At 35.5% G+C, this 13,451-nt stretch carries 14 protein-coding genes; 10 read left to right on the top strand and 4 right to left on the bottom strand.

Annotated features, from left to right (window positions below; genetic code table 11):
• Positions 1 to 2 precede the first annotated feature (2 nt).
• The 3 genes from QWY78_RS02230 to queG form a co-directional block, all read right to left on the bottom strand.
• A complete protein-coding gene (locus QWY78_RS02230; RefSeq protein ID WP_290216127.1) occupies positions 3 to 1,094 on the bottom strand; it encodes a transporter substrate-binding domain-containing protein in 1,092 nt (363 codons plus the stop codon).
• A gap of 202 nt (positions 1,095 to 1,296) precedes the next feature.
• Positions 1,297 to 1,974, bottom strand: a complete 678-nt coding sequence (locus QWY78_RS02225) for a TIGR02117 family protein (protein ID WP_290216124.1) — start codon at positions 1,972 to 1,974, stop codon at positions 1,297 to 1,299.
• Between the two features lie 27 nt (positions 1,975 to 2,001).
• Entirely contained in the window at positions 2,002 to 2,955 is a 954-nt protein-coding gene (gene queG, locus QWY78_RS02220) for a tRNA epoxyqueuosine(34) reductase QueG (RefSeq protein WP_290216123.1), read from the bottom strand.
• A gap of 73 nt (positions 2,956 to 3,028) precedes the next feature.
• Between queG and QWY78_RS02215 the strand changes: the two genes are divergently transcribed.
• The 6 genes from QWY78_RS02215 (at position 3,029) to QWY78_RS02190 (ending at position 8,333) form a co-directional block, all read left to right on the top strand.
• On the top strand, positions 3,029 to 3,316 hold the full coding sequence (locus QWY78_RS02215; protein WP_290216121.1) for a rhodanese-like domain-containing protein: 288 nt from the start codon (positions 3,029 to 3,031) through the stop codon (positions 3,314 to 3,316).
• A 248-nt stretch (positions 3,317 to 3,564) separates the two neighbouring features.
• Positions 3,565 to 4,146: a putative outer membrane beta-barrel protein gene (locus QWY78_RS02210; protein WP_290216119.1), complete on the top strand. Its 582-nt coding sequence runs from the start codon at positions 3,565 to 3,567 to the stop codon at positions 4,144 to 4,146.
• A gap of 107 nt (positions 4,147 to 4,253) precedes the next feature.
• The gene (locus tag QWY78_RS02205) at positions 4,254 to 5,303 is read left to right on the top strand and encodes a glucokinase (RefSeq protein ID WP_290216117.1); all 1,050 of its coding nucleotides are present in this window, start codon (positions 4,254 to 4,256) and stop codon (positions 5,301 to 5,303) included.
• A gap of 199 nt (positions 5,304 to 5,502) precedes the next feature.
• Positions 5,503 to 6,069 (top strand): YceI family protein, encoded by a 567-nt coding sequence (locus QWY78_RS02200; protein WP_290216115.1) that lies wholly within the window; start codon positions 5,503 to 5,505, stop codon positions 6,067 to 6,069.
• A gap of 62 nt (positions 6,070 to 6,131) precedes the next feature.
• A complete protein-coding gene (locus QWY78_RS02195) occupies positions 6,132 to 6,773 on the top strand; it encodes an alpha/beta hydrolase (protein ID WP_290216112.1) in 642 nt (213 codons plus the stop codon).
• Between the two features lie 141 nt (positions 6,774 to 6,914).
• Positions 6,915 to 8,333 carry an L-serine ammonia-lyase gene (locus tag QWY78_RS02190; RefSeq protein ID WP_290216110.1) on the top strand — a complete coding sequence of 473 codons (1,419 nt, stop codon included), beginning with the start codon at positions 6,915 to 6,917 and terminating at the stop codon, positions 8,331 to 8,333.
• Positions 8,334 to 8,375: 42 nt separating this feature from the next.
• Here QWY78_RS02190 and QWY78_RS02185 read toward each other — a convergent pair whose 3' ends face one another.
• The gene (locus QWY78_RS02185) at positions 8,376 to 8,504 is read right to left on the bottom strand and encodes a hypothetical protein (RefSeq protein WP_290216108.1); all 129 of its coding nucleotides are present in this window, start codon (positions 8,502 to 8,504) and stop codon (positions 8,376 to 8,378) included.
• A gap of 265 nt (positions 8,505 to 8,769) precedes the next feature.
• Here QWY78_RS02185 and QWY78_RS02180 point away from each other — a divergent pair, with 265 nt between their 5' ends.
• From QWY78_RS02180 to QWY78_RS02165, 4 genes are all read left to right on the top strand, one after another.
• Positions 8,770 to 11,217, top strand: a complete 2,448-nt coding sequence (locus QWY78_RS02180; RefSeq protein WP_290216106.1) for an McrB family protein — start codon at positions 8,770 to 8,772, stop codon at positions 11,215 to 11,217.
• Positions 11,218 to 11,220: 3 nt separating this feature from the next.
• Positions 11,221 to 12,435 (top strand): McrC family protein, encoded by a 1,215-nt coding sequence (locus QWY78_RS02175; RefSeq protein ID WP_290216105.1) that lies wholly within the window; start codon positions 11,221 to 11,223, stop codon positions 12,433 to 12,435.
• Between the two features lie 218 nt (positions 12,436 to 12,653).
• Complete coding sequence (locus QWY78_RS02170; protein WP_290216103.1) at positions 12,654 to 13,007, top strand: type II toxin-antitoxin system RelE/ParE family toxin; 354 nt, start codon at positions 12,654 to 12,656, stop codon at positions 13,005 to 13,007.
• 16 nt (positions 13,008 to 13,023) lie between these two features.
• Positions 13,024 to 13,332, top strand: a complete 309-nt coding sequence (locus QWY78_RS02165; RefSeq protein ID WP_290216100.1) for a helix-turn-helix domain-containing protein — start codon at positions 13,024 to 13,026, stop codon at positions 13,330 to 13,332.
• Positions 13,333 to 13,451: the final 119 nt, after the last annotated feature.

Here is a 13,451-nt window from a genome sequence, read left to right as displayed (position 1 = left end):
ATTTATTTGCCTAAATATTCTGCCGTAATTTCAGCAAGTTCTTGGTTTTCTGCCAATTCCAACAGCGTTCTATTAACGTTGTAAATTAATTTACTGTCTTTGGGAAATGCAAAACCGTAGCCTTGTTGGTAATACTCGGCGGTGGCTATTTCCAAATCTTCTTCTTTATGATTATTAATGTAATACATCAACTGCGGTCGATCATAAACAATAGCATCGACTTGCTTATTATTTAATAAAATAATTGCTTCTTCTAAGTTCTCAACAGCATTTATTCTAATATTATATTCCTTTAAAAACGAAATAGAAGGCGAACCCGAAATCGTTGCCACTCTTTTACCATTCAATTGTTCAATGTTTTTAATGTCACCAGATTGAAAATTTGAAAATGTTAAGACACTAGCAATTCCAGCAATCATCGAGGTCGCCGAAATAATCGACACAATCATCCACGTTCCCGCGATGATACGACCCATTAAAGTAACCGGTGCTTTGTCACCATAACCTGTGGTGCTCATCGTTACGATCGCTAACCACATTCCCGTGCCTATTCCTTTGGCAGCTTCGGCGGAGAATTGATCCGGCGAGGCTTTTCTTTCTGCCAGCCATAAAAGCGTGCCCACAATAGCGAGAATAATGAGGAAAATTCCAATAGCAAAAAGCAGTTTCACACTGAATAGTAACTTGAAAACGTTCCAAATGCTAAACTGCCCTTCTTTATAAGCGATGGCTAAACTTGATTGGTAAAAAGGCTGTGAAAATCTAAAGTGATCAAGCCGGTCAGAATTAATAGTCACTGGACCTACAACCATATCGATTTCTCCTTTTTTCAGTGCATCTAAAGCAAGATTAACCGTTTTATATGGTTTGTATTGATAATTCCATTGTAAATGATCTGCAATTTTATCCCAAATATTTACTGATATTCCTTGAGAATCAGGATTTCCTTTTTCCGTAAAAACAAATGGAGCAGTTCCTGCGACACCAACCCGTAAAGAATCTGTTTTTTGTAGAACGTTTTGGGCCGAGAGTATAGTAGTGAAGCTAATATTGAAAATTAAGACAAGAAAAATGGAGATTTGTAGTCGCTTCATATAAAGTATTGATTTAGGCTAAGCTTTAAAAATAAGGAAAATTTTACGTTTAGACAAATCTTAACCCTTTGATTTTAAGAAAATAAACGAACCAACGGTCTAAATGGTAAAGATTAGCAGGAATGTTGGTGGTTGGGATTAATGATAAATTCCTTCCAAAATGTGTAAAGTATACGCCTTTATTAATTTATTAATCACCTTTTTATTGATAATGATAAAATATGCCGAAATCAGTAGGAACCCAAAGTGCTGCTTTTTGTCCGGCCACTTTCAAACCATCATTCGTCCAAGTATTGCAGGTGTAAAGAAAACTATAGCTTCCTTTGGCCTCGTAAAAAGCGTCGTCTTTCCCATAAACTGCTTTTGTTGGAATCAAAATATTTTCGCCCTTCTTATTTTTATCAAATTTTGAGTCTATGAATTTAATTAAATCAGCATATTGGATCTCGGTAATCATTATTTTTTTACAGTCCTCACCTTCTGTCATTTCTTTATAAAAAGTACAATGCATGGCCGAATCTCCCAACCAAAAAGCAGCGTAAAAAGCGGTAGAAACTTTTAATTCCGCCCAAGTTGGGGTGTCCAAATAGAATCCTTTATCGCCCCAACCAATTCCAACATAATTGAAATCTGAACTTTTAGAAACCGTATTGTCGAACGGTATTTTTTTACTCCAATCCATTTGATCATTTTTAAGAGGAAGAACAATATCGGTATGAACACCATTGGTGTAAATATAAATCGGAATGGTGGACGGTTCTTTGGTTGCTTTTTTCTTAACCGGAATTAAAGGAATAATGAGCGCTGAAATCACATAGAGCAAAACCAAACCTAAAATGGTTGCTAAACTTTTAAGAATAATCTGAAGTGTTTTTTTCAAGGGTTGTGTATTTTTGATTAATGTTGATTATTTTTCAAAATTTAAATGCTCTGCATTAGTCAGAAAATCTATATTTCTTTTTAACCCTGCAAATTTCGTTCTCTTTACGGGAGATTTCCGAAATAGTTCCGAAAAAAGTTCTTGGGAAAGTTCTTGCCATTGCGATTTATCGATATTTTTAAGCACAGGATTTGGCGTAAACTTTTCTTGTTGATGAGGTTTGGCAAACCGATTCCACGGGCAGACATCCTGACAAATATCGCAACCAAACATCCAATCTTCCATCTTCCCTTTAAAATGTGCCGGGATTTCATTCTTCAATTCGATGGTGGCGTAGGAAATACATTTGCTGCCATCAATAACACGGTCTGAAACGATGGCTTGAGTAGGGCAGGCCTCAATGCATTTTCGGCAAGTACCACAGTGATCGGTGGTAGGGTGGTCTTCTTGTAAATTTAAATCGCAGATGATTTCCGCCAAAAAATAAAAAGACCCCGATTGTTTGGTAATAAGGTTTGCATTTTTTCCAACCCAGCCAATTCCGGATTTTCTGGCCCAACTTCTTTCTAAAATAGGTGCAGAATCCGTAAAAACCCGGTATTGAAAATCACCAATTTCTGCTTGAAGTTCTGCCACCATTTCCCGCAAAATTTCTTTTATGATTTCATGGTAATCCTCACCGTAAGCGTATTTCGAAATTTTTAGCTGCTCAAGGCCAAACAATTCTTCACCTGGGAAATAATTATAGGAAAGAGAAATTACCGATTTTGAACCTTCAACCAGCAAACGGGGATCCAAGCGTTTGTCAAAATGATTTTCCATGTAAGACATTTCCCCTTGAAAATTCTTAGTCAGCCAACTTTCAAACGGCTGCGCATCGTCTGCTAAAAAATCTGCTCGTGAAATTCCACAATTCTCAAAACCAAATTTTTTGGCTTTGGTTTTGATGAGTTTAGCGTTAAATTCTGGACTTTGTACCATAGATTAGGTTGCAAAACTAACAATATTTTATAAATTTGTCGCTTAATTTTATTTAACCTTTAAAAATACAAAAATGGCTATTGAAGAAATTTTGAAATCAGGAAACTACCACCTTATTGATGTTCGCGAACCAATGGAACTAGAAATGGATGGACAAATAGAAGCTGCGCAAAATATACCATTGGGGGAAATTGTTGACCGTAAGCAAGAGGTTGTAAAACTTGCCGGACCAATAATATTTTTCTGTAGAAGTGGCAACAGAAGCGGTAAAGCAGCAGAATTCTTTAAATCAGAAGGTTTAGATCAAGTTTATAATGGCGGCGCTTATTTTGATGTTCAGCAAGCTTTGGAAAATCTTTAGAATTTTCTTTACAATGCAAACGAGGAGTTGATCAATGATCAGCTCTTTTTTTGGTCAATGAAGAATTTTCCTACCTCTTTTTTTAATAAATACAGATTGAAATCTAAATGTACGTTTGAATTTATTGATGTTGTAAATCATTGTTAATTAGAATGTTGCGTTATTATCCGACTTAATTTCTAACAGTATTTTTTCATTTTGGCATGATTTTGACATGTAATCCACCAGTAAAATTAAAATTTAGAATTATGAAATCAATGAAAAAATCAATCCTTGCCTTAGGATTAATTGCAGCAGGACTGATGAGCGCACAAAGTGCAGACATGAACAACATGCTTAAAGTTGGAATCAATGGAGGTATTGCCGTTCCAGCAGAAAATGCAGGTGGAACTGTAGGGGTAGATTTATCTTATCAAAACTTAGTAATGCCAGGTTTTGGTTTAGGGATCGCAACAGGATATAACCACTTTTTCGGTAGAGAAAATAATGTTGGTGGCGTAAATTATGATAATAATGATTTTGGGGTAATTCCTGTAGCAGCATTAATTAGAGTATACCCGAAACAGACAGGTTTTTATTTAGGTACAGATTTAGGGTACGGTCTCATTGTTGGTGATGATAAAGTGGCTGCCAATGATGTCACAAACACTGCAAGACCTGATGGTGGTTTTTATATTAAACCGGAAATAGGGTACCACAACCAAGATTGGAACTTCTCATTAAACTATCAGAAAACCTTCACTGGAAGTACTGGAGAAATCGGAACGCAAAAGTATAACGCTGGCGCAATAGGGGTAGGTGTTGGCTACAATATTCCTTTAGGAAATTAATATCCTATTGTAAATACCATAACCTTCTCTTTAATTAGAGGAGGTTTTTTTAATTTTTAAGCTGTTTTTTAAAAACAATTATTATCTTTGGTTGATAACACTACAACATGGATACTAAAAATAAATTCAAACTTTTTTTACCTGGAATTACGGCGGAAATCAATGATAAAGTCGCATTAATTGCTGCCGATCTTAGAGAAAAAACAACGGTACTAGGATACTACAGTACAGAAAACAGAAATGTTTTTTTGAAAACAGAAAAAGCCTATGCTACCAAAGAATTCGATTCCTTTGCCGAGATGGTCAATCAATTTATTGCCGATCATTCTTTAGAAAATATAACTAAAATCGCGGTTGCGGTACCAGGTCCCGTTATCGGTGGTAAAAGCGCTCCACAACGTTTGCCGTGGGCATTAGATGCCGACGATATTAAAAATCAAACCGGAATTAAAGAGGTGTTCCTAATCAATGATTTAGAAGCTTCTGCCTACGGTTTGCAACATGTTGCCCAAGATGATTTTGTAAAAATTCACGATTCTGGAAATTTTACACCAGGAAATGCGGTCCTATTAGCTCCGGGTGAAGGATTGGGAGAAGCTGCGCTGTTTTGGGACGGTAGTTTTTTAAGACCTTTTGCTACGGAAGGTGGTCATTGCGAATTTTCCCCACGAACCAATGATGAAGTAGAATTTTATTCTTTTCTACAAAAAATTTATGGCATTGTAAGTTGGGAATCTGTACTGTCTACGGGTGGTTTGTTTAATGTCTATCGTTTTTTACGAGATGTAAAACGACAGGTGCAGCCAGAGTGGTTAACACAAGAAATAGAGGCCGGTAATTTTACAAAAGCAATTATTCAGGGTGCGATTGATAAACGAGATCGAATTTGCACCATGACCATCGAAACGTTTCTGGTTTTTCTGGCGCGCGAAGCCAATAGTTTGGTGCTAAAGATGAAAGCAACCGGAGGGTTATTTCTAAGTGGCGAAATCCCGGTAATGCTAGAGCAATTCCTCAACAACAGTGTCTTTTATAAAAATTTCATCATCAGTGATAAGATGGAAAATGTGCTAAAAGATATTCCAATTTATTTGGTGAAAGATGAAAAAACAATTATAAATGGCGCAGCAATTTACGCCGCTTTTTATAATAAATAATCCTTCTGATGATTCAAAAAACTCCGCCTCAACGCGGAGTTTATCTTTTCCCAAATTTTTCATTTTAAAGCTATTTTCATCTTAACGACGACTAGAAAATCGGGTTTTATTTAAATACAATAATACTTTCTTATCCTACATCAATTCATTATCATTGAAAATTTAGATACTTTTGCAATTCAAATTTTAATAAATAACAATGAAGAATTTAGTATTAGCGGCGCTTTTAGCCGGAGGAATAATGTTTGGTCAAACCAAAAAAGTGGTCAGTTCAAACATTCAATGGTTTGGGTATAAATTAGCAAAAACCGAAGCTTCATCGCACAACGGAAACCTTAATTTAAAATCTGGTGAGGTGGTGATGAAAGGGTATAATATCGTAGGCGGAACTTTTGCCTTGGATATGACCACCATCAATGCAACTGATCTTACCGGAGAGTACCAAACAAAATTAAACAACCACTTAAAAAACGGTGATTTTTTCGAAACGGATAAATTTCCCTCGGCGACGTATAAAATTACATCGGTAAAAAAGAACAATAACAAAGCATTCCCATACATGGTTTACGGAAATCTTACGGCAAAAAACAAAACCAATCCGGTGGCTTTCCCTGCAAAAATTTCTTTAAACAAAGGTGTTCTGACAATGGTTTCAGATAAATTCACTTTTGACCGTCAGAAATTTGATATCGCCTATGCATCTCCTGCAAAAGATGTTGTTATTAAAGATGATATCGATATGATTATTACTATTACAGCGAAATAAATTTCCTAAAATAATACGTTAGAAAGAGCAGCATTGTCTGCTCTTTTTTCTATTTTTGAGGGATGAAACTTTATGTGATCAGCGGCCTTGGTGCCGATTTTAAAGTCTTGGAAAAAATTACTTTTCCCCAACAACTCCAAGTTGTTTTTCTCGATTGGCTTATTCCCGAAAACCAAGAAGATTTCCTTCATTATGTGAACAGAATGGCGGATCGAATCGATGAGTCTGAACCTTTTTGCCTGCTGGGATATTCGTTCGGTGGAATTATCGTGCAGGAAATCGACAAGATTAAACCGGCAGAAAAAGTAGTCATTCTGGGAAGCATTAAATCTGATAAAGAAAAATCCAGGTTCATTAAATTCGGTGAGCGTACAAAAATTGCCAGGTATTTGCCTCAAAGCATGTTCAGCCTAAACTCTGCCGCAGCATACTCTTTTGCCAGAAAAATTGTAGATCCCAAAAACCCGAAACTCATGCAGTATTTGCAAGTCACCGATCCTTACTATTTAAAGTGGGGCATTGAAAAGGTTTCTGCTTGGAAATTTGATGAAAACCCAAAAGTAATCCAAATTTTGGGTAGCAAAGACATTGTATTTCCACCAAAATATTCAAAGCCCGATTATGTTGTTCAAAATGGAACCCATCTTTTTCCGGCGACCAAACCAAAGCAGGTTTCACAAATACTAGCAGAAATTTTTCAATAAACCAAAGGGACATAGAAAAGGCAAACCATGCTATTTTTTAATCCTTATTGTACTGCAACGGTTTGATTTTGGAATCTTAAAAATAGAATTATCTTTGTCAATAAGTCAATCTGGTTTAATGCTTAATGCGTATAAAATATAATGGAATCAATCAGCGTTTTTGAAATTATAAAAGTGGGAATAGGACCCTCCAGTTCGCACACCATGGGACCTTGGAATGCGGCCGAAAGCTTTTTAAGAAAAATAAGAACCGATTATCAGCTGCAAGAAGTTACAGAAGTCTTTGTAGAATTTTTCGGCTCGCTCGCCAAAACCGGAATCGGCCACGGAACAGATATTGCCGGTATGCTCGGGCTTTCCGGCGAAAATTTCAAACAGATTGACACGTCTAAAATTGAGGATAAAGTCGCCATCATCAAATCATCCAACTCCCTTAACTTGGGTGGTGAAAAAGTGATTCCTTTCGTTTACGGTCACCATCTTATTTTAAATAAAACCAAATCGCTGGACTTTCACCCGAACGGCATGATCTTCAAAGCGGTGTTCCAAAATGGCGAGGAATTAGTGCAGGATTATTATTCCATCGGTGGGGGATTCATTGCCACCCAACAAGCCAATTCCTACGAAAACAATTGTACCCGAACACTTTATCCTTGCCACAACGGAAAAGACATCGATAAAAATATGGCTAAATTAGGATTGGCTAAAATCTCAGATTTGGTCTTTCTCAATGAAGAATCGTGGCGCACCAAAGAAGAAACCGAGCAGGAAGCGCTATATATCTGGCAGCAAATCAAAGAATGTATTTACAAAGGCGTCAACAAAGAAGGCGTGCTTCCGGGTGGCTTAAATGTAACCCGCCGTGCTGCTGGATTAAACAGAAAATTACTGGGCGAAAATATCTATAAAAACATCGGCGAATGGTACCAATATCTTGTTGATGCAGACTTAAGCTTCACCAATATCAACAAATGGGTTTCTTGCTTTGCATTGGCCGTGAACGAAGAAAATGCCAGCTTTGGCCGCATAATTACCGCGCCAACCAACGGTGCAAGCGGCGTCATTCCGGCGGTACTCATGTATTCACAGGTTTTTACCGAATTTAAAAGCGATGAACATGTGATTCGTTTTCTCTTGGTTGCTGGTGAAATTGGAACCCTTTTCAAGAAGAACGCCACCATTTCTGCAGCAATGGGTGGTTGTCAGGCAGAAATCGGTGTTTCCTCTGCCATGGCTGCTGCGGGCTTAACCGAAATTATGGGCGGCTCGCCAGGGCAAGTTCAAATGGCCGCCGAAATCGCCATGGAGCATCATTTGGGCATGACCTGCGATCCGATCGGGGGTTTAGTGCAAATCCCGTGTATCGAGCGCAATTCAATGGGAGCGATGAAAGCCATTACGGCGGCAAATATCGCGCTGGAATCTGACCCAACCAAAGCGCGCGTCACCTTAGATGAGGTGATCCAGTCGATGTGGGAAACTGCGCTGAGCATGAACGATCGTTTCAAAGAAACCTCAGAAGGAGGACTCGCCATCGCAGTGAACGTCGCCGAATGTTAGATTTCTTTAGTTGATTCTTTGGAGCACGCCAGTTTTTGCTACTTACCATAACCCGTCCAGCTCTTCATTCCAATCTGTCATTGCCACCCAGGAAGCGCTCCCTAGAAAAACTTGGTCAGCAATGACAGGATTTTCCCTTCGATCTGGGCTAAAACCCAGGGCATTGTTCACTCTAAAAGCTTAAAACAGTTTGTTTATATAAAAGGATATTGTAGATTTCTCTATTTTTTTACACGAAAACACTATTAAAATTTCCAAATGAAGAATATTTTTCAATTTATAAAGAAAAAAATATATCTTAGTAATCAGAAATAAGTCTCATGAAAATCCGACAAATACCTACCAAATACGTTGTATTTGTCTGACAAAGTAAGACCTATAAACAAGTTACAGGCAAGCGTAGAACGACCGTGCTAAAAAAAGAACTGAAACAGAAATGACTGAAAAGCTAAAAAATATAGCTTCTGAATTGATTGAGAAATATATCGACATTTTAGAAGAAAACGGAGAACCAAACGAAGCATATAAGTATTTAGCGATAAATAAATTTCAGCAAAATTGGAATTTAGAAGCGGACGATTTTTATCAGATGTTTCGGGTTTCTTTTAGCAAAGTATCTAACTTACTTTATCAGAACTCTTGGGGTTTTATCGAAAAATCAGCCCAAAACTTCCCCGAAGAAACAAAAGAAATATTTCGGAATCTATATGACGAATCGGCAGAAATTACTCAAAGAATAAAAACCTTTCAAGTCGAATCAGAGAAATTATTGCCGAGAATTAAACAAGTATTAAACCGAACCAATATCAACGCTCAACAAGATGAACGAACAATTTCCGTTTATCTTGCTTTTCGTTTTCCTGAAAAATATATGTTGTACAAGGCAGATTATTACAAAAACTTCTGTGAACAACTGAATATCAAATCTAAAAAATCGGGAGAACGTTTTTTGCATTTACAAGAGTTCTCGGAACAAATCATCAAAGAAAATTTATTGGACGATAATTTCATTAACACGTATCGAAAATTCTATCAAAAACCAAATTGGGACGATAAGTATTTAATGATTCAGAATATTTTGTATGTCGTTTTTAGAGAAGATTTTAAAGAAACAGATTTAGTCAGTCTATTGAAGGATTTTAATCGAAAAGATTTGGAGGAATACTATGAATTTTTAGATAAAATCATTGAAAAATTCGATTTACAACAAAATGACCAAAGATTGGTTTTTAATTTTAGAAACAAAAAATTTATTGTATTTACAATAGGTCAAAGATACATTCTCCAAGTTAACAATTCGAATAGTACTGAATTAACATTTGGTGCTATATCTACTGAAGCTTTAACTAAGAAGCATTCTAATTTTAACGGGAATCCAACTGCATTTTGGAACGGCACAGATAATATTTTAGAAATTGCTAATCATCAAGCAAAGGTGTTTGATGCAGTTGAGCAAGTACTTAATCGCACGCAAATTTCAGGATATTCCAAGTACAACAAAAAAGATTTGGAACAAATGGCTTTTGATATAGATTTCAGAAAAGAAATTTTGAGCCAATTGGATTATCAAACAACAACGGAAAAACCAATGAAAAGCATAAAATCCAATAAAAAAACTCCACTCAATCAAATTTTGTTTGGTGCTCCAGGAACAGGAAAAACGTACACGCTAAGAAATGAGTATTTTCCTAAGTACACAATTTCTGAAAAAAGTATAAGTCCTGAATCCTATTTTGAAGAAATTGTAAGTGGATTGACTTGGTGGCAAGCCATTGCTTTGGCTCTTTTAGAAATGGGAACGAGTAAGGTCAATGATATTTTAGAAAACAGATGGGTTTCCAAAAAAGCGATTTTATCAGAATCAAAAAATGTTCGGGCAACGCTTTGGGGCAACTTGCAATTTCACACCATAATTGAATCAGAAACGGTTAATTACACACAAAGACAAACACCGTACATTTTTGATAAAACAAAAGAAAAAAAATGGGAATTGCTCGAAACCGATTTAAAAGAACAAGCTCCCGAAATTTACGGTATTCTTGATTCTGTCAATAACTTCAAACCGAATCCCAATAAAGAAATCAAACATTATGTATTTACAACTTTCCACCAATCATTTTCTTACGAAGATTTTATTGAAGGCATAAAGCCTGTTATGGAAGAAGGTAAAGAAGCTATTTCATATCAGATTGAAAATGGAATCTTTAAGGATCTATGCCTGAAAGCTCAAAGCGACCCGGAAAATCGCTATGCCATTTTTATAGATGAAATCAACCGAGGAAACGTTTCGGCTATTTTCGGAGAATTGATTACGTTGATTGAATCCGACAAGAGAATTGGTGCAGCCAACGAACTTAAAGTGAAACTTCCTTATTCAAAGAGAGAATTTGGAGTTCCAAAAAATGTAGACATCATCGGTACGATGAACACAGCCGACCGAAGTGTAGAAGCCTTGGACACCGCTTTGAGAAGACGTTTTTCGTTTACGGAAATGCAACCTAACCCCGAAATCTTGTTGGATTCAGAATATCAAGACGTGAATTTGAAACAATTGTTGGAAACAATAAACCAACGCATTGAAGTATTGATTGATAAAGACCACCAAATCGGTCATTCTTATTTTATCGGAATCCAAAATTTAGACGATTTGAAGTTGGTTTTCAAAGACAAAATCATTCCACTTTTGGAAGAATATTTTTATGGCGATTTCGGAAAAATTGGTTTGGTTTTGGGTGGAAATTTCATTTTTCAAGAAGAAAACACGGCAAAATTTCCTAAAAATTTCGCTTATGAAAATGACTTTTTGGAAGATAAAAAAGTGTATCGCTTCACGCCTTTTGAGTATTGGAACGAAAGCACATTTATTTCGGTTTACGAGGATTAACGTATGAATAATAAAAAGTTTATACAAGTATTCGAGTATCAAAAATTACGATACGATGATTCGGGAATTTTCCGAAAACATCATTTTGATGCAATGGTAAAATTCAATGAATTGCACCAAAACAAATACTTTACGATTATTCACAAAGGAATTCGTTTCGGGAGTTACGTTGGTGTGATTCAAATTGGTGGCTTAACGATTGAAATTCTTCCAAAAGCAGACAACAACGAAAATGCAGACAAAAATCTTTGGCAAAATGTGTTGCTAAATATGCTCAAAGTCTGCAAACACATTCAAGTCGAATCTATTTCCGAAACTCAACTCAAAAAACGGTATCAATCGATTTTAGATGTTTATTTTGAACTTTATTTAAACGAAGTCGAACGATTGGTAAAAAAAGGTTTGATAAAGAAATACCAAAAAAAACAATCCAATCAAAATTCACTGAAAGGCAAATTACTTTTCGCTCAAAACATTCAGCAAAATTTAGTTCATAAAGAACATTTTTATTGTGAACATCAGGTTTATGACAAAAACCATTTGTTACACCAGATTTTGCTCAAAGGTTTATTGGTTTTAAAGACTTTCGTAAATGACTCATTAAAAGACAAATTGAATCGTTTACTTTATGAATTTCAAGACTTTGAAAATATCAATATTCAAAAAAAGCATTTTGACAAAATCATAATCGACAGAAAAAATTACGATTATCAAAAAGCGATAGATATTGCCAAAATTATCATTTTGAATTATTCGCCAAGTTTGAATTATGGTAACGACAATTTACTCACGCTTTTATTTGATATGAATGCGTTGTGGGAAGAATATATTTTCCGCATTCTTCAAAAACACAAAAAAGATAAAATCGAAGTATCATTTCAAAATTCCGACAAGTTTTGGGAAAACAAACGCATTCGTCCCGACATTGTTTTGAAAACAGAATACGAAACTTTTGTAATCGACACAAAATGGAAAATTATTGAAGCCAATAATCCTTCAGACGATGATTTAAAGCAGATGTTCGTTTATAATCTGCATTGGAGAGCCGAAAAAACATTATTGCTTTATCCGAAAACCAATCAAATAGACAGCAATTTCGGGATATTTCATTTTGACAATTTAGGTAAAAAATGTAAGCTCGGATTTGTGGATATTACAAACGAATCGACAATTAAAAACAGTAAAATTGTGGCGACAGAAATTTATGAGAAGCTATAAACAAAGAACGCCAGCTTGTAACAGCACCTATAAGAAATTGGCGGTTCAGTGGTTAAATGAAGTTTATTTTTTCAATCAAACTTTCGTGCAGGTTGACAGTTTTGTGCTTCGAAATCGCCAACTTCTTATAGCTGCGAAACGTTAGCAGACATATCAGAAAGTATCGCGTAAAATAAAAGTTGTTTAATTGAACAACTTTTTGTATTTTTGTTTATAGAATGAATGAACCTAAAGTCAGAAATGTTTTTATTTATAAAAATTATTTTAATGAATTTTTTGACAAGCAAAATCAGAAAGTAAAACATAAAATAATTTGGACATTAAAAATAGTTGAAACTATTGACAAAATTCCTGCTGAATATTTTAAACATTTGGAGGGAACAAACGGACTTTATGAAATCAGGGTTCAAATTGGAAATAATATTTTCAGAATATTTTGCTTTTTTGATGAAGGAAAATTGGTTGTCTTAACGAATGGATTTCAAAAGAAAACTCAAAAGACACCGAAAAGGGAAATTGAAAAAGCATTAAAGATTAAAATGGAATATGAATTGGAAAAATTTAATTCTTAAAATTAAAATAAAAATTATGGCAACGGCAAAAAATAAAAACCTAACTTCTTTGGACGAACTTATCGACAAAGAATACGGAAATAAAGGAACAGAAAAAAGAGATGAATTTGAAAAAGGTTTTGAGGACTTTAAATATGGAGTTTTAATTCATCAAGCCCGACTTGACCAAGGAATGACCCAAGAACAACTCGCCAAAAAATGCGGGACAAATAAAGGTTATATTTCAAAAGTAGAAAATAACATAAATGATGTTCGACTTTCAACTTTGCAAAGAATTGTGGAAATCGGACTTGGTGGAAAATTAGAACTCGGAATTAACTTGTAGAAAGATACGCCTGCTAACATCGGTAACCGTTGCACAACCCCAATATTTTCGAGATTACCCAAAATTTATAACAAAAAACGACCTCTTTTAAAGCGATTTAAGGGAGCTTTGTTTTTGGT

The organism is Kaistella yonginensis, from assembly GCF_030409525.1.
Lineage (GTDB): Bacteria > Bacteroidota > Bacteroidia > Flavobacteriales > Weeksellaceae > Kaistella > Kaistella yonginensis.
This window is presented reverse-complemented; position numbering and strand designations above follow the sequence as displayed.